The sequence below is a fragment of the Candidatus Poriferisodalis sp. genome, from assembly GCF_965198245.1.
Lineage (GTDB): Bacteria > Actinomycetota > Acidimicrobiia > Acidimicrobiales > Poriferisodalaceae > Poriferisodalis.
In genome coordinates this window covers 1,642,152-1,660,344 of record NZ_OZ240249.1, presented here as the reverse complement: position 1 = coordinate 1,660,344, position 18,193 = coordinate 1,642,152, and the positions used below count along the sequence as shown (strand labels likewise).

The 18,193-nt window shown below is 65.9% G+C and carries 17 protein-coding genes, 1 tRNA gene and 1 pseudogene; 3 read left to right on the top strand and 16 right to left on the bottom strand.

The genetic code is table 11. The features are described from left to right. Nucleotides 1-20: 20 nt before the first annotated feature. Nucleotides 21-1,451 (bottom strand): aminopeptidase P N-terminal domain-containing protein, encoded by a 1,431-nt coding sequence (locus ACOCMM_RS07630; protein ID WP_419552579.1) that lies wholly within the window; start codon nucleotides 1,449-1,451, stop codon nucleotides 21-23. Nucleotides 1,452-1,510: 59 nt separating this feature from the next. Here ACOCMM_RS07630 and ACOCMM_RS07625 point away from each other — a divergent pair, with 59 nt between their 5' ends. Then, nucleotides 1,511-3,046 (top strand): acyl-CoA carboxylase subunit beta, encoded by a 1,536-nt coding sequence (locus tag ACOCMM_RS07625; RefSeq protein ID WP_419552578.1) that lies wholly within the window; start codon nucleotides 1,511-1,513, stop codon nucleotides 3,044-3,046. Between the two features lie 30 nt (nucleotides 3,047-3,076). Here ACOCMM_RS07625 and ACOCMM_RS07620 read toward each other — a convergent pair whose 3' ends face one another. The 13 genes and pseudogenes from ACOCMM_RS07620 to ACOCMM_RS07560 all read right to left on the bottom strand — a co-directional run bounded on the left by ACOCMM_RS07620 (nucleotide 3,077) and on the right by ACOCMM_RS07560 (nucleotide 13,439). Beyond that, nucleotides 3,077-4,195 carry a transglutaminase family protein gene (locus ACOCMM_RS07620; protein ID WP_419552577.1) on the bottom strand — a complete coding sequence of 373 codons (1,119 nt, stop codon included), beginning with the start codon at nucleotides 4,193-4,195 and terminating at the stop codon, nucleotides 3,077-3,079. Beyond that, nucleotides 4,192-4,479, bottom strand: a complete 288-nt coding sequence (locus tag ACOCMM_RS07615) for a hypothetical protein (protein ID WP_419552576.1) — start codon at nucleotides 4,477-4,479, stop codon at nucleotides 4,192-4,194. The genes ACOCMM_RS07620 and ACOCMM_RS07615 overlap by 4 nt, the downstream gene beginning before the upstream one ends. A 3-nt stretch (nucleotides 4,480-4,482) precedes the next feature. Further along, the gene (locus ACOCMM_RS07610; protein WP_419554923.1) at nucleotides 4,483-4,608 is read right to left on the bottom strand and encodes a hypothetical protein; all 126 of its coding nucleotides are present in this window, start codon (nucleotides 4,606-4,608) and stop codon (nucleotides 4,483-4,485) included. 155 nt (nucleotides 4,609-4,763) lie between these two features. Further along, nucleotides 4,764-4,895, bottom strand: a pseudogene (locus tag ACOCMM_RS07605) (circularly permuted type 2 ATP-grasp protein); the annotation flags it as partial. A gap of 26 nt (nucleotides 4,896-4,921) precedes the next feature. Beyond that, the gene (locus tag ACOCMM_RS07600) at nucleotides 4,922-5,143 is read right to left on the bottom strand and encodes a hypothetical protein (RefSeq protein WP_419552575.1); all 222 of its coding nucleotides are present in this window, start codon (nucleotides 5,141-5,143) and stop codon (nucleotides 4,922-4,924) included. Between the two features lie 59 nt (nucleotides 5,144-5,202). Continuing rightward, the gene (locus ACOCMM_RS07595) at nucleotides 5,203-6,150 is read right to left on the bottom strand and encodes a Gfo/Idh/MocA family oxidoreductase (protein ID WP_419552574.1); all 948 of its coding nucleotides are present in this window, start codon (nucleotides 6,148-6,150) and stop codon (nucleotides 5,203-5,205) included. Nucleotides 6,151-6,241: 91 nt separating this feature from the next. Then, nucleotides 6,242-7,081, bottom strand: a complete 840-nt coding sequence (locus ACOCMM_RS07590; RefSeq protein ID WP_419552573.1) for a helix-turn-helix domain-containing protein — start codon at nucleotides 7,079-7,081, stop codon at nucleotides 6,242-6,244. A gap of 313 nt (nucleotides 7,082-7,394) precedes the next feature. Then, complete coding sequence (locus tag ACOCMM_RS07585) at nucleotides 7,395-8,267, bottom strand: amidohydrolase family protein (RefSeq protein ID WP_419552572.1); 873 nt, start codon at nucleotides 8,265-8,267, stop codon at nucleotides 7,395-7,397. Then, nucleotides 8,267-9,355 carry a 4-oxalomesaconate tautomerase gene (locus ACOCMM_RS07580; protein ID WP_419552571.1) on the bottom strand — a complete coding sequence of 363 codons (1,089 nt, stop codon included), beginning with the start codon at nucleotides 9,353-9,355 and terminating at the stop codon, nucleotides 8,267-8,269. Before ACOCMM_RS07580 ends, ACOCMM_RS07585 begins: the two co-directional genes overlap by 1 nt. A 56-nt stretch (nucleotides 9,356-9,411) precedes the next feature. Continuing rightward, a complete protein-coding gene (locus tag ACOCMM_RS07575; protein WP_419552570.1) occupies nucleotides 9,412-9,720 on the bottom strand; it encodes a hypothetical protein in 309 nt (102 codons plus the stop codon). A gap of 252 nt (nucleotides 9,721-9,972) precedes the next feature. After that, nucleotides 9,973-11,472, bottom strand: a complete 1,500-nt coding sequence (locus ACOCMM_RS07570) for an AAA family ATPase (protein ID WP_419552569.1) — start codon at nucleotides 11,470-11,472, stop codon at nucleotides 9,973-9,975. 228 nt (nucleotides 11,473-11,700) lie between these two features. Further along, nucleotides 11,701-12,384 (bottom strand): 4-carboxy-4-hydroxy-2-oxoadipate aldolase/oxaloacetate decarboxylase, encoded by a 684-nt coding sequence (locus ACOCMM_RS07565; RefSeq protein ID WP_419552568.1) that lies wholly within the window; start codon nucleotides 12,382-12,384, stop codon nucleotides 11,701-11,703. Further along, nucleotides 12,384-13,439 carry an amidohydrolase family protein gene (locus ACOCMM_RS07560; RefSeq protein WP_419554838.1) on the bottom strand — a complete coding sequence of 352 codons (1,056 nt, stop codon included), beginning with the start codon at nucleotides 13,437-13,439 and terminating at the stop codon, nucleotides 12,384-12,386. Before ACOCMM_RS07560 ends, ACOCMM_RS07565 begins: the two co-directional genes overlap by 1 nt. A 186-nt stretch (nucleotides 13,440-13,625) precedes the next feature. Here ACOCMM_RS07560 and ACOCMM_RS07555 point away from each other — a divergent pair, with 186 nt between their 5' ends. Next, nucleotides 13,626-13,907: an alpha/beta fold hydrolase gene (locus ACOCMM_RS07555; RefSeq protein WP_419552567.1), complete on the top strand. Its 282-nt coding sequence runs from the start codon at nucleotides 13,626-13,628 to the stop codon at nucleotides 13,905-13,907. Nucleotides 13,908-14,034: 127 nt separating this feature from the next. On the opposite strand, the gene ACOCMM_RS07550 is transcribed toward ACOCMM_RS07555, so the two are convergent. Further along, nucleotides 14,035-14,108, bottom strand: a tRNA-Val gene (locus ACOCMM_RS07550). Between the two features lie 67 nt (nucleotides 14,109-14,175). Between ACOCMM_RS07550 and ACOCMM_RS07545 the strand changes: the two genes are divergently transcribed. Beyond that, nucleotides 14,176-15,486, top strand: coding sequence for a cytochrome P450 (locus ACOCMM_RS07545; protein WP_419552566.1), 1,311 nt, complete (start codon nucleotides 14,176-14,178; stop codon nucleotides 15,484-15,486). 101 nt (nucleotides 15,487-15,587) lie between these two features. On the opposite strand, the gene ACOCMM_RS07540 is transcribed toward ACOCMM_RS07545, so the two are convergent. After that, nucleotides 15,588-17,945, bottom strand: a complete 2,358-nt coding sequence (locus ACOCMM_RS07540; RefSeq protein ID WP_419552565.1) for a CotH kinase family protein — start codon at nucleotides 17,943-17,945, stop codon at nucleotides 15,588-15,590. Between the last annotated feature and the right edge of the window lie 248 nt (nucleotides 17,946-18,193).

Here is an 18,193-nt window from a genome sequence, read left to right as displayed (position 1 = left end):
ATCGTCGCACACCCGCCCTCTCAACCGATGCGCATCGGCTTGGCGATCGCTGCGGTGAGCACCTCCGGTTCGCCATCGGTCACCAACACGTCATCCTCGATGCGGATGCCGCCGAATCCCCGCAATTCTTCCACTCGTTCCCACAACACGCTCTCGGCGAATTTCTCGCGCCGAGCTGGATCGCACAGCAGCGCGTCGATGAAGTAGATGCCCGGCTCGACGGTCGTGACCATGCCGGGTTCGAGACCCCGGTCCGTGCGCAAGTACCGCAATTGCGGGTGATCGTTGCGCTCGTGGCCGGGCGGAAATCCGCTGGCGTCGTGCACTGACAAGCCCAGCAGGTGGCCGAGCCCGTGGGGGAAGAACAGCGCTACAGCGCCCGCAGTCACCAGTTCGGCCGGATCTCCCCGCAGCACTCCCATCTCGACGAGTCCCGCCCCCAACGTGCGTGCAGCGGCCAGGTGCACCTCGCGCCACTGGATCCCTGGGCGGCACATATCAATCGTCTGCTGCTGGGCGCTGAGCACCAGCTTCCACAGGTACTCCTGCTCATCGGTGGGGTCGGCGCCGACCACCATCGTGCGGGTCACGTCGCTGGCGTAACCGCCGAATTGCGCGCCGGCGTCGATCAGCAGCAGGTCGCCTGCCTCCACGGCGCGGGTCGCGGGGCGAAGCGGGTCGTCGCCCGCATAGACATAGTGCAAGTAGGCGCCGTGGGCACCCGATGCCACGATGCTGTCGTAGGCCACACGAGGCGCTCCAGCAGCAAAAAACTGCGCCTCCATCCCGATCTGGATCTGTCGTTCGGTCATGCCCCCAACGGCGTTGCGGTACACCCACTCAAAGCCGGCAGCGCTGGCTGCGGCGGCTCGCCGGATGTCGTCGAGCTCGGCTTCGTCCTTGGTCATGCGTTCGAGCGCGACGGCGGCGCTCAGCCGCAACACCGTTGCGGGGGGCGACGGGTCGGACTGATCGTCCGCCGCTGTGTCTTCCTCGGCCTCATCCGTTGACGTGGCCTCATCCGTTGACGTGGCCTCATCCGTGGACTCAGCCTCGTCATTCGAGGCGGCAGACACCACCTCGGGCATCGCAGCACCGGCGCCCAATTCGATGAGCGTGCGGTCGCTGCGCTGCGCCAGCCAGTCCTCCAGCTCGTCGAGCGGCCGGCCGACGGGCGTCGGCGGCTGCTCCCACACGAGCCGTTCGGGACTGAAGCGGGGCCCGAACAACTCCCACTCGCCGGCTGCGGCGTCGAAGGCCAGCGTCGTGCCGGGAGAACCCACCGCCGTCAGGTAGGCCACATCGGGATGCGGCAGGAATGCGAAGTGCTGATCAGTGCCCGACCAGCTCGCCGGCTCGCCCGCACGAAGGAGCACAACCTCGTCGGTCAGCTCCCAGCGCTTGGCCACTCGCGCCCGCCTGTGTGCCAGCGCTTCGTCAGAAGGCTTCACGCGGCGCACCCTAACGCCGCGAGTGCGCCCTCCCCGCGCGATCTCTAGGTTCTTGCCGTGTGACCGAAGAAGCCCCACCGGAACCCGATATCTCGCCGCTGCTCGCCCAGGCCCTCGCCGCCCACGACGCCACGCTTGACGAAACTCGCCCCACCGCAGTGGCTCGCCAACACGCTCGTGGACGCTGGACTGCCCGCGAACGGATCGCCGCACTCGTCGACCCCGGAACGTTCGTTGAGTACGGGCAACTCGCACAGCCTCAACGGCGCTCGCTCGGCGACGCTCCCGCGGACGGCCTGGTGATGGGCGTCGGGCTCGTCGACGGCGTTTCCGTGTGTGCCTTCACCTACGACTACACGGTGATGGGCGGCAGCCAGAGTCCCCGCAACCACCGCAAGATGGACCGGATGATGGAAGTGGCCGAGCGGAACCGCTGGCCGATCATCTTCTGGTCTGAAGGCGGCGGGGCCCGTGCCAGCGAGTTGCACTACGACGGCGGCACGGTGACCACGTTCGTACAGCTGGCGCGGCTGTCGGGGTTGGTGCCGATCGTCACCATCCTGTCGGGACCGAGCTTCGCCGGCCAGGCGAACATCGCTGGCACATCCGATGTCATCATCGCAACCAAGGACTCGACGCTGGGACTGTCGGGCCCCCCACTCGTGATGTCGGCGACCGGCGAGATGCTCACGCCCGAAGAGCTCGGGCCGATGTCGATGCATGAACGAATCGGCACCGTCGAACTCGTCGTCGGGGACGAAGCTGCCGCACTCGACGCTGCGCGGAAGTACTTGTCGTACTTCACCGGAATCGCGGCACCGTCGGCAATGACCGCACCTGACCAGACGCGGCTGCGCACGATGGTGCCCGAGAATCCCCGGCGTGCATACGACATGCGCAAGATCGTGGCCACGCTGGCCGACGAGGGCTCGGTCATGGAGCTGCGGCCGACATTCGGCCGTTGCCTTTCGACATCGCTGTGCCGCATCGAAGGGCACGTCGTGGGCGTGCTTGCGAACAACCCGATGTTCGGTGCAGGTGCTATCGACGCCGAGGGCTCGGCGAAGTTCTCCCGCCACGTCGAACTGTGCAATGCCTACGACATCCCGCTGTTGTTCGTGTGCGACACGCCCGGCTTCATGATCGGCACTGCAGCGGAGGCAACTGCTCTGGTGCGCCACAGCGCTCGGACGCTGATGGCGCTGAGCGCAGCCGACGTGCCAATCCTGACCGTGATCCTGCGAAAGGCGTACGGGCTGGGGTACTACGCCATGGGCTCAGACGCGCTGGCGCCCGACTTGATCGTCGGGTGGCCGACCGCCGAGTTCGGTGGCATGGGCCTCGAGGGAGCCGTGAACATCGTGTACCGAGACGAACTCTCCTCGGCACCCGACGACGCAGCGCGCCGGGAGATCCGGGAGCAACGGGTCGCGGAGTGGAAGGAGCGCAATACCGGGCTGGAGTTCGCCAGGTCGTTCCTGCTTGACGACATCATCGACCCGGCCGACACCCGGGACCTGGTCGCACGGCTGCTCGCAACCCTGCCGCCGCGCCCGCCGCGCGACGGGCGCAAGCACCCGATTGATCCCTGGTGACAGATCGATCACGCATCGTGACGGCGGGCGCTATTGCTGTTGTTGCTGCTGCTGGTCGCCTTGATGGGCCGACGGCTGGGCCAGTTCTGCCGGGGAGCCCACTGCGACGCGAGCCTGGCGCCGGATCGGCTCGGTGACCATCGAAGGCGGCGCCGTCGGCTGGGCCATGATCACCTCGGCCTCAACCTCAGCTTCCGCCACGCCGTTGAAGACGCCGCGCACCGGAGGGACGTCGTTGTAGTCACGACCGTGGCCGATCACCACGTGGCGCTCGCCAACGGCCCCTGCGTTGGTGGGGTCGAGCGCGTACCAGCCGAGCCCCGGCACGGCGGCCTCGATCCAGGCATGCGTCTGCACTGAGACTGCTGCCGGGCTTGGATCAGCGTGCTGCACGACAAACATGTCCTCGCCGGCGAATCGCTGGCCCGCGTCAAAGCCGTCGCTAGAACCGCTCCCATCGCCGCTGCCAGCCCCAGCAGCCGAATCGCTCCCGTCCTCGGCAGCGTTCGGGCGAGTCTCGGGGGGTCGCGTCTCGTCGAGCGCGAACAGGTAGCCGGACACATAGCGGGCAGGGATGCCGACGCAGCGCAACATGCCTACGGCAAGGTGGGCAAAGTCCTGGCACACACCCCGACCACCGTCGATCAACTCCTCGAGCGTCACCCCGATCGAGGTCGCGCCGCGCTCGTAGGTCAGCGTGGTGGGCACCGCCTGAACGATCCCGAGCACCTGCTCACGCACGTCATCGGCAGCCGAGCGGATGGCCCATGAGGCCACCTCGTTGATGAGATCTCCCCACTGCACGTGTTGCGAAGGCGCCAAGTACTCCACATGTTCGTTGAGGAACTGCTGATCACCGAGTCGCTCGCAGCTCACCGGCTCAGGCGTGGCCTCGATCGCCGTCGTCTCCACCGACGCCTCTGCCACCACCAGCAACTCTTCGTGGGGCGCACGCACCCCGAGATGGTCAACCGTGGTGCCGAAATAGTCGCGATTCGCAAGCACACGCGTCGCCGGCGTTGTAGTCAGCCGGTACGACAGCAACTGTTGGCGCAGGTCGTGGCGCGGACGCACGCGGATCTCGTTTTGCGACTCCGTCACCGGCTCCGCATATTGGAAATGCAACCGGTAAGCGATGTCGAGCCTCACAACGCTGCATCCCCGCCATCACCCGGGCGCACAAATTGCGCATGCACCTCGACCAGGCCCGAACCAGCGATCGTGCTGGCGTGCACGTCAGTCGCAAGCGTGGCCAACGCCGTGCCCAGCTCGGACAACTCGGTCTCGGGCTCTTGCGCCAGCGAACCGTCGAGTTCTCCGTACTCCAGGTGCGCTCGCAGTGCCCCAGCGCGGTGACGCGGCGTCGCAACCGCACCTGCTGCCGCCGCCAGATCCTCGAGTCGCTGCTCTACCCGCCCCAGATACCACAGCACCGATCAGGGCAGATCGGCGTGCTGGAGCAGGAATCTCGCCACCGCAGCCCAACTCGGCGAGTGGCCGATCTCGCGGCGGGCCGCCTGCAGCGAATGGGTGAACGCCAGCAGCCGGTTGCCATCGAACACGTCGCCGCCGGTCTGCTCCCGTGTTCCGGCGCTGACCGCTTTGGCGCACGGATAGCGCCGAGCAGTCCGGGCACGCCCAGCGTCGAATCGGGCCGGAACGACTTGGTCATCGCCGCACGGTTCTCGATGACGTAGCTGATCCCGCTGGGGTTGCGCAGGTTGTCCTCCAGCACCCGGTACTGGCCCTCGACGTCACGAACCAGGTCGATGCCGGCGATCACGCAGTGGGCATCGTGGGGCACGCTGATCCCGAACGCGTTGCGTTCGAACCCCGCCGACGACCGCACGAGCCAGGCAGGCGCAATGCCGTCGGCTAGGTCCGCTCGGTGCCCGTTGCATCGCCGTAGACAGTGAACGTGATGCCTTGGCGGCGGAACTCCTCCTCGATGATGCGTTCCCGGCGCCGCAGCTCGGCCGCGTCCATGCCCGAGAAGCGCTGCACGATCGCCTCGTACAGCGGCCTGATCGTGCCATTGCGCTCGAACGCCTCGTCAAAGGCGAGGGCCTCGGCATCAGGCCTGTGCAGCTCCGCCATGGCCCATTTGATAGCGCGTCCAACTCTGGACTTGTGTCAATTGAGGGCGCATCCGTCTTCTAGGCAGGGACGGCCAGCGTTTGCTCCAGCATGTCGATCGTTTGCATGGCCCCGAGGCACTGGCTGACCGAAGCGTTGGGCTCGCGGCCCTCGAGCACCGCCGAGATGAACTCTCGGTCCTGCAGTTCGATGCCGTCGTTGGAGACTGCCGCCCCTGAGAGGTCCACCGGATTGTCGTAGCCGTCGACAAGGTCGTCGTAGCGAGCGATGTAGGTGCCGTTGTCGCAGATGTAGCGAAAGAACGTCCCGAGCGGACCGTCGTTGTTGAACGACAGCGACAGCGTGCACAGAGCGCCCGACGGGACGTTCATGCCGATCGTCATGTCCATGGCGATGCCCAACTCAGGGTGCATCGGCCCTTGCTGCGCCCATCCGGCAGTTATCGGCTCCCCCGTCTGGTAGCCGAATAAGTCGACGGTATGGCACGAGTGGTGCCACAGCAGGTGATCGGTCCATGTGCGGGGCTTGCCCATCGCGTTTCGGTTCTCGCGCCTGAAGAAGAAGGTCTCGACAACGAGGTGCTGCAGCTTCAACTCACGCCTGGTGATGCGCTCGTGGATCCACTGGTGACTGGGATTGAAGCGGCGGGTATGACACACCATCGCAGTGAGGCCCGTCTCATGCTGAACTCGCACCAGCTCTTCGCTGTCGGCGAGATTGTCGGCCATCGGTATCTCGACCAGCACGTGCTTGCCTGACCGCATGGTCTCGATGGCCTGAGCAGCATGAAGCGGCGTCGGCGTGGCCAGAATCACGGCATCGGCGTCGAGCGTGAGGGCCTGAGACAAGTCGGTGGTCCAGCGGTCAATCTCGAACTCGGCAGCAAACGCCTCGGTGTCTTCTGCTACGCCTCCCGACAGAGCCACTACCTCAACATCGTCGATGCGACGCAGTGCGGCAATGTGCCGGCGCCCGATCGCGCCCTCTCCGGCAAGGATGATCTTCACTGCGCTCCCCTGCTCGCAACGGCGGGGCAGACCCTAGACGGCGGCTGCGGTGGGCCCAGGAGCCCTCAGACCACTAGTGCGCGCTCGTCCACTAGGCGGGCTGACACCCGCGCCACGCGCGTGCGCACTGTGGCGAGATCAGCCGCCTCAGCATTGGCCGCTGCAGCGCCGGCGAGGGCTTCGCCAGGTCCGTGCTCGGCAGGGTCCCGGAAGAGCCCCAGCCGAGCCGCAGACTGTGGACCGCTGCGACCTGTGCATGCACGACTGGGTCGCCCGGCGACCGGTCCAAGGTGCGGCTCAGGACCCTGACCATTTCGGTGATGACGGGAGATGAGGAAGGGTCGCTGCCGGGCCACGCTCCCGTCATCGCAAGATGGCCGAGCGTCCTCCATAGCGGCGGGCGCACCTCAGGGTCGGCGAGCACCGGGAAACGCTGCCCGCCGTCCATTCCGACCAGTACGAAACGTCCCGCTTCCCGGCGAATCGTCGAGGCGGCCAGGGCTTCCTTCGACCCGAAATAGTGGTGGATCTGCCCGTGGTTCACACCTGCGGAGGCAACAATCTCCTTCGCTGTCACATCCGCGGGTGACCGATCTGCGAGCAGATCGCGAACCGCGTCCAGCAGGCGCGCCTGCACCGCTTCTGGCCCGCGCCCTTGTGGTGCCGCTGCCGGGGGTGGCTCGTTGCGTGCAGGCGGAAGCTCGGCGACGTTGACCACGGCCGGCAAGGATCGATCCACGATCCGCATCGAGCGTTCGGCCAGCTCGAGCCGCATGGCTCGGCGGTCGAGCCCGAATTCTTCAAGTGACACCTCGAAGACATCGCGAAACACCCACCAGCCACGCTGGAGCGCATATACGGCCGCGACTTCGGCGATCACATCGATCGAGTCACGCGACTCGCCGGCGTCGGCGGCCCGGTTCTCGATCATGGCGGCAAAGAGCGGCGAGGGCTCAAAGGGAGGCTGACGCCAAGCGTCAGTCGATGCGAGATATGCGAGTTGCAAATCGTTGTATCAAATAGTTGCAAAATGCCGAATGACATCGAGGATCAGCCGGAGTGGTCGGCCCGGCTGCGGTCCCGCTAGCGACTGAGACGGTCAAGCAAGCGCCACTTTGTCGACCCATCGCTCGCGGTCGCGGCTCTACGAGCTGCACCGTGGCGCCTCAAGCGTGACCTAGAGCTGCTCGGACTCCTGTTCGAATCACTGGCGATCCGAGACCTCCGGGTGAACGCACGGCCTCTCAGCCGAAGTCGTAGAGCGTCTCGGGGTTGGTGGCCAGGATCCGGTTTCGGGTCTGCTCGTCGGGGGCGAACGCAGCCAGCACGTCCACCAGGTCGCCGTCGTCGGGCATGTGCCGCACGTTGGGATGGGGCCAGTCGGTGCCCCACAGGATCCGGTCGGGTGCCACAGCGATGAGCGCCTGCGCGTAGGGCACGACATCGTCATAGGGCGGAGTCCCGCCGGCTGTGAGCCGTTCTGCACCGGACACCTTCACCCAGGCGCGCTCATCGCACATCAGCCCGAGCAGGGCTGCGAATGGCTCCTGTCCCGCCCCAGCCGCCGCGTCCACCCGGGCCATGTGGTCGATGACATAAGGGCACGGCATGCGGTCGAGCAGCCAAGCGTAGGTCGGCAGATCCTTCGCGTCGAAGTGCAGCACGATGTGCCAGCCGAAGGGCTGCACCCGGTCCACAAGCCGCCAGAACACGTCGAGGTCGGGCGCACCACCGAGGTGGGCCACGAAGTTGAAGCGGGTTCCTCGCACGCCTGCGTCGTGCAACGCTGCGATGTCGGCCTCGCTGAACGACTCGTCGATCATCGCGACGCCCGCATAGCGGCCCTTGCCCCGCACGAGCGCATCCACCATGGCCGCGTTGTCGGTGCCGTGGCAGCTTGCCTGCACAAAGACCGCCCGCGACAACCCCAAGCGCTCCTGCAGCACCTCGAAGTCGTCGATGCCGGAGTCGGGCGGGGTGTAGGTGGCCTCGAGCGCGAAGGGGAACCGGTGCGCAGGCCCGAAGATGTGGCAATGCGCATCGGTCGCGCCGGGCGGTGGCGTGAACGCTGCCGGTGCGTGCGGCGAGGGATGCGGCGGCAGGATCGTGGGTTGCATCAGGAGCCCCGGGGAATCGCTGCGCTGCTCGGGAAGACAACACCGTCGAACAATTTTCGGGCTGTGCGGACGATGCCTGAGCGCCCCACGACCGGGCCGTCCGGACCGTCCGCGAGCTCCACCTGTGCGGCGAAAATGCCCGTCGGGTGCTCCATCTGGACGAGAACCGGGTCAGTTCGGGGCCCCAGCAACTCCGAGCCGGTGCCGCCGGGCAGCCGCAGTGCCGTCGCCACGCTGACCGCGCCCAGCACACCGATGGCGTCATGGCAGCGGTGCGGGATGAATGTCCGCGTGCAGATGCTGCCGCCCGCTCGGGGTGCCGACACCAGCGTCATCTTCGGCACCGTCGTTCCGCTCACGTCGCCGAGGTTCATCAGCTTGCCCGCCTGACAACGGATGCTCTCGAGCCGCTCCCGGAACGGCTGATTGGCTTCCAGCACCGCTGGATCCTCGTCTCCTGCGATCTGGAGATCTGCCGCCCGCAGCACCACGGTCGGCATGCCGTTGTCCACACAGGTCATCTCGACGCCGTCGATCACGTCGGCCGCCGCGCCGGTCGGCAGCAGCGCGCCGCATGTCGAGCCGGCAGTGTCTGCGAAGTCCAGGCGAACCTCCGCTGCGGTGCCTGGCACTCCCGAGATCGCCGTCTCGCCGTCATAGACTGGACGGCCTCTGTCCAGCGGAAACGTCGCCGTTGCCAGCGAGTCGCTGTTCACCATGCGGATGCGCACCTGCGCCTGCGTACCCGAAGCGGCGATCAGGCCCCGCTCGATGGCGAAGTGCCCGACGCCGGCCAGCAGGTTGCCGCAGTTCTGCCGGTCGCTGACCGAGCCATCCTCGACGCCGACCTGCAGGAACAGGTAGTCCACATCAGCCTCGGAATCCTCGGACCGCGACACCACGGCCACCTTCGAGGTCAGCGGATGCGCCCCGCCGATGCCGTCGATCTGGCGCGGGTCGGGCGAGCCCATAATCCGCGCCAGCAGCACATCGCGCTCGTCGGGATCGTCAGGCAACTCGTCGGCCATGAAGTACGCACCCTTGGATGTGCCGCCCCGCATGACCATGCAGCGCACGCCTGCCGACATCGCTCCGATGCTATGACCCGTGACGCGTTACTCCGCAAGGATTCCGGAAGGCCTGCTCACGCCTCGGAAACGTTAATGCAGGAACCACAATCGATCACTTCGATCAGCACCTGGCGCGGTCCGTAGTCCAACCGGACTCCCTCGGCGTCGAGGAACTCCTGCATTTCATGGCGCTCCTTCCCGACGGCGAGGTACGCCTTGGGAGCGCTCGGCGCGCCCGCCTGGCCGAACTCGTCATGGAGGACCCGAAGACCTTCTTGGAGCTGATCTCCAAAGCGAGGCCACGGCGCGATACCGAGCTTGAGCTCCACTGCTGCGGCGATGTTCCGTTCAGGCAGCACAGCGATCACTGCGAAGTCGCACATTTTCGTGTCCTCTGACCGACCCGCAGTTGCCCTGTATGCCGCTCGGTCTTCATCGATCTTGAGGCGCGATTGGCACAAACAGTCATCTTGGTCACAGATAGTGACCTCGCATTGGACATCACCCGGAGTGTCATCATCGAAGAGAGTGGCATCGCCCCAATCGCGTGCGCCTACCGCCAACAATCCCCTGCGGACGACACAGACGGGACAATCGGCCAGCTCACACGGAGGCACGCCGGCACCGGCGGCCATCTAATCGACCGGGACTTCGAGCAGGGGATTGATCGTGCCCGCCGTCTCGATGTGCATCTCTCTCATTGCGCCGGTGAAGACACCTTGGTTGATGCCGTCGCTTCGGTCGACCGCAATCGACTCCGCGACACACCCGCCCTTGCCACGCGAAAACCACAGCGCACGAACGTCAGCAGGGTCGATGGAAGGCGTCGGCAACATGTCGGGTGGCGACGGAAGTTGTGCCAGCGCGTGGGCGCGTATGTGGTTGTTGAGCTGGCCGACGAAGAAATTGGAATGCGTGGTCAGTATGACCGTGGTGCCAACAGTGGCAAGCTGCGCCAAGAATGAGGCGACCTGGCGCTGAACCTCAGGGTGCAAATGCGCCTCCGGCTCGTCGATCGTCAAGCAGTGCTCGCTGGCAAGCCGATGCTTGACCACGAGCAGCAGCGGCGCCAACTCGGACAACATCGACGAGGCCTGCGCCAGCGGGAATCTGCCTTCAGGTGTCACGGCGATAATCGCGGGAATGTCCCAGCCTTCGTCTTCGAGTTCGATCGAAGCGCCCAGCTGTTGTTCGAAGGAGGCGGCGAGCCCGGCCAACTCGGAACCAGGCGTTCCCGCGGGCGATGGAGTACCGGTCAATATGACGTGTCCGAGCAAGTCGATAGTTGTGCGGGTCATATGTGGGTCGCGAGGCTGCCTTGACGGAAGATGCGTCATCTGTCTGAGAGCCCGACTCACGAGCACGCGGCCGTTCTGAACGATGCCGCCTCGCTCGGCAGGAAGATGCACTGCTTCCACCGGACAGCCGGCGAGAAGGATTGCTCGGCCGGCTGCAATCAACAGGCGCCAACAAGCGTTCGTGATGTCGGCAGGCTCAGGTTCGGCACCGATGCGCTCGGGCGACAGGAACCGCATCGCGAAGCCCAAGTTGCCGTCATCGAGTAGCTGAGCGAGCCATGCGCTCACGCTCGGAGGCGCTACCTCAATGCCGTCGCTATCGATGTCCTCGCTATAGGTGTCATCGGAATCGAATCCGACGAGAACCGACCAGGACATGCCCATGGCATCTTCATTCTCAGCGACGCGGACGAATGAGTCGGGAGCGGGACCCGTGAGGGTCCGGCGGCGCAGCGCGCTGGGAGTGGTTCCGTACGCACTTGCAACCCCGTGCCGGATCTCGTTCCCAAACGACCTCAGAAGGTCGGTCGCAACCGCTTCGAGCCACCGCATCGTGCTCTTGTCGGGTTGAAACTCCTTCGCTAGACGCGCTTGATCCTGACTGCTCGCAAGGGGCAGGAGCTTGGCGATCAGGTCTCGAAACTGGTCCGGGATCTCGTCAAAGTCTCGCCGAGCTGGTGCATTGGATGCATCGGCGGACGCGGCGACGCGGTGAAGCACAGTGGCAAAGAAGCTCTTACCCGTATTGTTCTCGCCGACGAGCACATTGAGGTCAGCGAGTTCGATCCGGGCCGACTCGAGTGGGCCGAGATTGTGCACCTCGACGGAAATGCCCATGAGGTCAGAGTGCCCGTGGACATTCTGGAACCGGTTAGCTCAGGCGCTCGATGCGAGGCGCCGGTGCCTGCCAGCCGCTGCACGGTTGACCGGCCGGCATCGAACTGCAGCGTCATGTCGCCGTAGCGCACGAGCACACCGGGGCCTGCGCGTTCAGCGTCAGGGATAGGGGAACCCGTCCCGGTGACGATGACCTCAGCCGTCATGACGTGATTCTGCTCTTCGTGATTAATCGACCCACTCCACACCGAGTTCGACGAGCTTCTGGCGCAGCCCGTACATGTCGAGCCCCAATTCCCCGGCTTGCAGGCGAGCCCGGCTGCCTTTTTCGTTGGCGAGGCGGGCGTTCGATTGGTCAAGTGCCCATGCGGCCTCGCCCCGCGGCACGGCAACGACGCCGTCATCGTCGGCGCAGATCACATCACCCGGATTGATGATCACGCCATTGATGCTGATCGGCACGTTGACTGAGCCTGGCGTGTTCTTGACCGTGCCTTCGCACGACACGTGCCGGGTCCACACGGCGAAGCCCATTGCCCGCAGATCCATCGTGTCGCGGACCCCGGCATCCATCACGAGTCCCACCACGCCGCGAGCCATGAGCGACGACGCCAGCAGGTCGCCGAACATGCCATGTGTCGACGGCGCCGTGTTGGTGACGACCAGGATGTCGCCCGGCTCGCACACGTCGACCGCCGCGTGAATCATGATGTTGTCGCCTGGGTGGGACATCACCGTCACGGCTGAACCTGCCACCTTGATGCCCTGCTGGATGGGCTGCAATTCAGGACCGAGGTAGCCGCGGCGGCCGATGGCTTCGTGCACGGTGGCCGTGCCGGCCTCGCCCAAGCCCGCGATGTTCGCTGAATCCGTCCGTTCGATCGTGCGGATGACAACGTGTCGAGCAGCCATCAGTCCTCCTGGCCTGCTGTCTGAGCGATTTGCTCTTGGGCTTCCAGCGCGCCGGCCAGGCGTGGGTACACCCGCAAGGCGTTCTCACTGAAGATCATGCGGCGGGCCTCATCGGTGAGATCGGCCGCGTCGATGTAGCGCTTGGTGTCGTCGAAGTTGAATCCCGTGGTCGGGTCGATGCCCCGCACGGCCCCCACCATCTCGGACGCGAACAGGATGTTCTGTTGGGGAATCACTTCGACAAGCACGTCGATGCCGGCCTGGTGGTACACGCAGGTGTCAAAGAACACATTGCCCAGCAGCAACTCATCGAGCGGCTGAAGGCCCCTGTCCTGCGCCATGCCACGGAATCGGCCCCAGTGGTACGGCACTGCTCCCCCGCCGTGAGGGATCACGAACTTCACGTCGGGATGGTCGACGAACAGATCGGACATCATCATCTGGACAAATGCCGTGGTGTCGGCCCCGAGGTAGTGCGAACTGGTCGTGTGGAAGTTCGGATTGCAGGTATCGCTGACGTGGATCATCGCCGGCACATCGAGCTCTGTCATGGCCTCCCACAGCGGCCACCAGTAACGGTCGCCCAGAGGCGGGCCGGTCCAGAAGCCGCCGGAGGGATCGGGATTGACGTTGCAGCCGACGAAGCCCATCTCGGTGACGCAGCGGCGCAGCTCGCGCACCGAGCCGTCGATCGGAACACCGGGTGACTGAGGCAGCTGGCAGACCGGTACGAAGTTCTCCGGGAATAGATCGCAGACCCGGCGGATGAGCTCGTTGCAATGCTCGGACCAGAACCGCGACGTGTGCTCGTTGCCTTCGTGATGGCCCATGGCTGAGGCCCGTGGCGAGAAGATGGTGAGGTCCGAGCCGCGCTCGCGTTGCAGGCGCAGCTGGTTCTGCTCGATGCTCTCGCGAATCTCGTCGTCGCTGATGTCGAGCACACCCTTAGTGCCGACGTGGGCCGGGTCAGCTTCGAAGCCGGCGCGCTGGGTGGCGCGGTAGCCGCCAAGTTGTGGAGGGGCTGTGGTGTAGTGGCCGTGGCAGTCGATGATCACCCTGGCCTCCGCGGCCCGGTTCTGGCGGCGCTCCGGCAGCACACTTCGCCGAGCGCTTCGGGGGGCGACTTCAGTCGCTGGCATGATCGTAGGCGAGTGTTCAGGTCGGCCCCCCTGAACGCCACTCACGGTCGCAGCCGGTGCGGCATGCTGTGCGCCCATCTAGCGGCGGAAGAGGCAAGGACCATGGCAGATCCCACAGCAGTCCCTAACACGGTTATCGAGGTGAACGGGCTTCGATTCACCGTCGATACCGCGGGCCCGGCTGAGGGACCCGCAGTCCTGCTGTTGCATGGCTTTCCTCAGACTCGCCACACCTGGCGTGCCGAATTGACCGCACTTGCGGCGGCGGGGTACCGGGCATGCGCGCCCGATCAGCGTGGCTACTCCGCAGGTGCCCGCCCCGACGGCATCGACAACATCTCGAGCACCCAGCAGGCACCCGCGCCGCCCCAGTCGTTGCTCTAGTCGATTCCCATTTCCGGGCGTCAACCACTTCGTCACCGACGAAGCGCCCGGCGCTTTCACCGAGCTGTTGCTCGATCACCTCGCCGAGCATGGGTGAACTCCCACGCCTAGACCGGCACCGATTGTGTGGGCGATACTGGACTCGAACCAGTGACCTCTGCCGTGTGAAGGCAGCGCTCTAACCATCTGAGCCAATCGCCCGTGGGCCGACGATGATAGGCGTTGCCGGAACCGGCGAGCGCACGACGGTCCACAGGAAGGCAGCTCGGTGAGCACAGACTCGTACCACACCGCACCAGATCGGTTGGCGCCCCCACCGCCGGGCTGCCCGGTGCACGAGAGCTGGTCGCCTCTCAGCGATGAGTACCTGGCCGATCCGTACCCCATCGCCAACCAGTTGCGTGAGGATCACCCGGTCTTCTACGCCGCCGAGATGGGTCACGTGGTGGTGACACGCATGGCCGACATCGAGGCCGTGTTCATGGACCCCGACACCTATGCCTCATCCAATGTGCAAGACCCCATCTTCCCGCTGGCTTCGGAGGCGGCCGAAGTGCTGTCCGCCCCGGACTACAACCCCCAGGCGGTCATGTCGAACCGGGCCGAGCCCGACCACGGGCGAATCCGCGTCCACACCCGCGGCGGGTTCTCGGTACGTCGGCTGCGCACGCTCGAGGACTACATGCGCTCCCGGGCCGCCGAGTTGATCGACGAGATGGTGGCTGGCGAACGGCCAGCTGACTACGTCAAGGCCGTGGCATTCCCGCTGCCAGCCGAGATCGTGTTCCGCTTCATCGGTTTCCCGCCCCAAGACGACCTGATGCTCAAGTCGTGGTGCGTCAACCGCAAGGCTTTCGCCTGGGGCAAACCCACGGCCGCCGAGCAGGCCCACATGGCCGAAGGAATGCTGGCGTACTGGCGCTACTGCCGTGAATTCGTGGCCGAGCGCCATCGCAACCGCACCGACGACTTCTGCTCGGAATTGCTCGACGCCCACGACGCCGATCCGGATCCCGAAGGCGGCACCGGCCTCACCTACCGAGAAGTCGAGTCGATCATCTACGGGATCTCATTCGCCGGCCACGACCCGGTCACCAACTTGCTGTGCAACACGCTGCGCTGCCTGCTGCCTCGGCGCGACCAATGGGACGCCCTGTGCGCCGACCCGTCGCTCATTCCCACGGCAGTCGAGGAAACCCTGCGATTCGACTCCAGCCAGGTGGCCTGGCGCCGGGTGACCACACGTGACACCGAGCTTGGCGGGGTGCAGTTGCCGAAGGGCACGCGGGTTTTCCTGAACTTCGCAGCGGCGAACCGCGAGCCGTCTGCGTTCGCCGACACCGACAGCTTCGATGTCAACGGCTACGACTTCAACCGACCCGACCCGCACCGCCACATCAGCTTCGGCAAGGGCATCCACTTCTGCCTGGGAGCGAACCTGGCCCGGATGGAGGCTCGGATCGCACTCGAGATCCTGACCCAGCAGGTGTCCTCGCTGCGGCTGCCGCCCCAGGACTACTGGTCGTTCCCGAACATCACCTTCCGGGGTCCCGAGGAACTCTGGCTCGACTGGGACTGAAATCGGCCAGCATCGACAACCGCAGGTGCCGCGGCTCGCCTGCGACCGCGCATGTGCGCATTGTTCATTGTCACCCTCGACAAGGACATCGGTTAGAACCATCACGGCTGGTTGGCGGCGCCCGGGGTTGGGCTGTCCACGGTCTGGAAATCGCCGGTGACGTCGGGCACGCGGGCGTAGCTCTGGCCCTCGGCGGACTGGCCCTCCTTCCAGTCGACACTGTCTACGTGGGTGCCGTCCAACCGCCAGATGCCCAGTTCCTCGTCGCCGCCCAGGGCGAAGCCGGGCCAGGCGTCCTTGTCCAACCTGAACTGCATGTACGCGCCCGGCCCGATGGTCGTGCCGGCCGGGAAGGCGACCCGCTTACCGGCGTCCGTGAGGCTGTCGGCCACCTCGAAGCCGTCGAGCGCTATCGGGTCGGGCGATGGGTTGTGCAGCTCGAACCAGTCCAGGGGGTCGCCCTTCGCGGCTACCTCGTTGATGACCAGGCCACCGTCCACCGGTGCCGTGCCGGGGTCGGCGCCCTCGCCGTCCGGGGCGTCGGGGCCGTCGCTGGGAGCCAGGGAAGATCCGTATACGCCGGAAAAGGTGCCGACGATGGCTGCGCCGGGTGTCGTCCCCGCCGTCGACAGTTCAAGCACACCCTCGGTGAAGGGCGAGAACCAGTCCGGCGTCGACGCTCCGGGCGGGATGGACCATATTCCTCCCGCGATGGCGTCTGCGCCGATGACCAGCGTGGCTCCCGCCGCCAACAGGTCCAGTTCCACGGCCAGCGTCATCCCGGAGACGGAGCCGTCGTCGTTGAGTCCCGCAACGACGATCGACGCGGGCTTGTCAACCTCCGGAAGCAGGACACTCTCCTGCGGGCTGGAGTGACCGGCTGAAACTCCCACGCGCTCGGTCGATTCCTCGAACCCGTTCAGCATCAGGTTGTCGATCGTCCCGTTCTCCAGGGGGTTGGGACTCAGGTTGCTTCCCCAGGTCGTCTGGAAGGTGACGTCCAGGGTTCCCGACTGGGCAACAGGCGGGATGTACGCCGGCTCGGGCCAGTCGGGCGGCGTGGGCGTCAGGTCTGCGAGGATTTCGCCTCTGCGCTTCAGGATGAACTTGCGCACCCGCTCGGTGTCGGCGGCGGCGGTCGCTTTGTCCTCTGGGAGGGCGTGCTGTTGCACGATGGCGGCCATGTTGTCCACTGCAGCCAGCAGCTCGTCCTCGGCCCAGACGGTGTCCAGGATCTCGGTCAGTCGGGCGGCGTATTCGACCCGCCAGTCGGGGTTGTTGTACAGGCGGTTCGGGATGGCCGTGAGGGCCAGCACCGACGGGGGCGGGTTGGAGATGTTGTCGAAGGGATTGGGGTCGTCCTTCAAGTGGAAGGTGTCGTCGGTGCCCCACGGTATGAACACGAAGGGGCCGTTGGGCTCCCGGTAGAAGTGATAGTTGTTGCGGTCGCCGGCGTACCCGTCCCAGTGCCCCACCAGCACCTCCGTCGCCCAGAACGAGAGGAACCGGTCCAGGTCCACGATCTCGCCCAGCGCCTCCAGGCCGGCGTCTGAGGGGTCCCCCAGGGCCGCCACCATGGCGTCGATGTCGGACCAGTCGGCGGCGTCTTCGTTGGTCTTCTTCTCTATCGTGCCGCGGTATTCCGGTGTGAAGTCGCTGACCGTACCCTCGTACAGGTTGCCCGCCGCGCTCTCGAAGTGGCGTGACAGGAACGGGGCCTTGATTTCCTCGACGTGGACGTAGAGCCCCAGGTTCTTTCCGTTGACCGACACGGTGGCGAAGTTGCAGCGCGGCGCGGGACTGCCGGCGGCGGCGAAGACCCGGTACGACAGGCAGGTGTTGATCATCGAGGGGTCCTGGACGCTGTTGTTCAGGGTCATCCGCTCCATGACCCCGCCGAGCGACTGGTCGTCCACGTACTTGTCGAAGCGGAGCTTGAGGGCCGGCTTCGTGTCGCTCTGGGAGCCGAGGAACCCCTTCTTGCGCACGCCGACGTCGGCGTGGGTCTCGCCGTCCACCGTCACCGTGGCCCCGAACCAGTCATAGATGTCGGCAAAGGGCCGGGACAGGCCGTGCTTGTTGATTTCTGCGATCACGTCCTCGAACGTCCGGGTCTGGTGGCGCAGCGTGTCCCAATCCTCCTCAGCGATCTCGATGGTGATGTCCAGCACGCGCTCGACGGCGAAGTAGGCATCGCTGGGGTGGGCTTCGGCGACGTCTTGTCGTGTCGGGGCGGGAGTGGCTGTCGGGGCAGGCGCCGGTTCGGTGCCGCTGGTCTCTACGCCCGACGGGTCGCTTGTGGCGTCTGTCGCCGGGTCGCCGGTGGCGGTCGTGGTGGGGGCGGACGTCTGTGCTGCGGGAGTCGCGGGAAGGGACCCGTCAGCGTCGTCGGTCTCGCTCCCACATCCGGCCGCGAAGATCGCTAACGCTGCCACCACAGCGGCAAGGCGCCTACGCATCGCCACAGGCTAAGAGGCCGGGTGGATCGGTGACGTCTGTGAAAGCTGCCGTCGAGTGTTCTCTGTGCAAATTTGCCGCCTGTAGCGGCATTTCTGCGCAAAGTCGAGAACAGCGGGGCTGCCGGGCATCGCCGCCTATCCGCTCAGACTTGAACGGAGCCGCCCGGACGGGCGCAGTCGGTGCCGGTGGCCCTGCCTTTGTGGCAGCGCGAATAGCCCTCCGCCAGCAAGCCACAACGAACCAGCCA

Excerpts from the sequence above, each read along its gene's own strand:
- ACOCMM_RS07585 (WP_419552572.1), bottom strand. The coding sequence starts at position 8,267 with ATGCAACCCACGATCCTGCCGCCGCATCCCTCGCCGCACGCACCGGCA.
- ACOCMM_RS07600 (WP_419552575.1), bottom strand. The coding sequence starts at position 5,143 with ATGGCGGAGCTGCACAGGCCTGATGCCGAGGCCCTCGCCTTTGACGAG.
- ACOCMM_RS07570 (WP_419552569.1), bottom strand. The coding sequence starts at position 11,472 with ATGGGCATTTCCGTCGAGGTGCACAATCTCGGCCCACTCGAGTCGGCC.
- ACOCMM_RS07565 (WP_419552568.1), bottom strand. The coding sequence starts at position 12,384 with ATGGCTGCTCGACACGTTGTCATCCGCACGATCGAACGGACGGATTCA.
- ACOCMM_RS07555 (WP_419552567.1), top strand. The coding sequence starts at position 13,626 with ATGGCAGATCCCACAGCAGTCCCTAACACGGTTATCGAGGTGAACGGG.
- ACOCMM_RS07540 (WP_419552565.1), bottom strand. The coding sequence starts at position 17,945 with ATGCGTAGGCGCCTTGCCGCTGTGGTGGCAGCGTTAGCGATCTTCGCG.
- ACOCMM_RS07580 (WP_419552571.1), bottom strand. The coding sequence starts at position 9,355 with ATGTCGGCAGGCGTGCGCTGCATGGTCATGCGGGGCGGCACATCCAAG.
- ACOCMM_RS07590 (WP_419552573.1), bottom strand. The coding sequence starts at position 7,081 with ATGATCGAGAACCGGGCCGCCGACGCCGGCGAGTCGCGTGACTCGATC.
- ACOCMM_RS07575 (WP_419552570.1), bottom strand. The coding sequence starts at position 9,720 with ATGTGCGACTTCGCAGTGATCGCTGTGCTGCCTGAACGGAACATCGCC.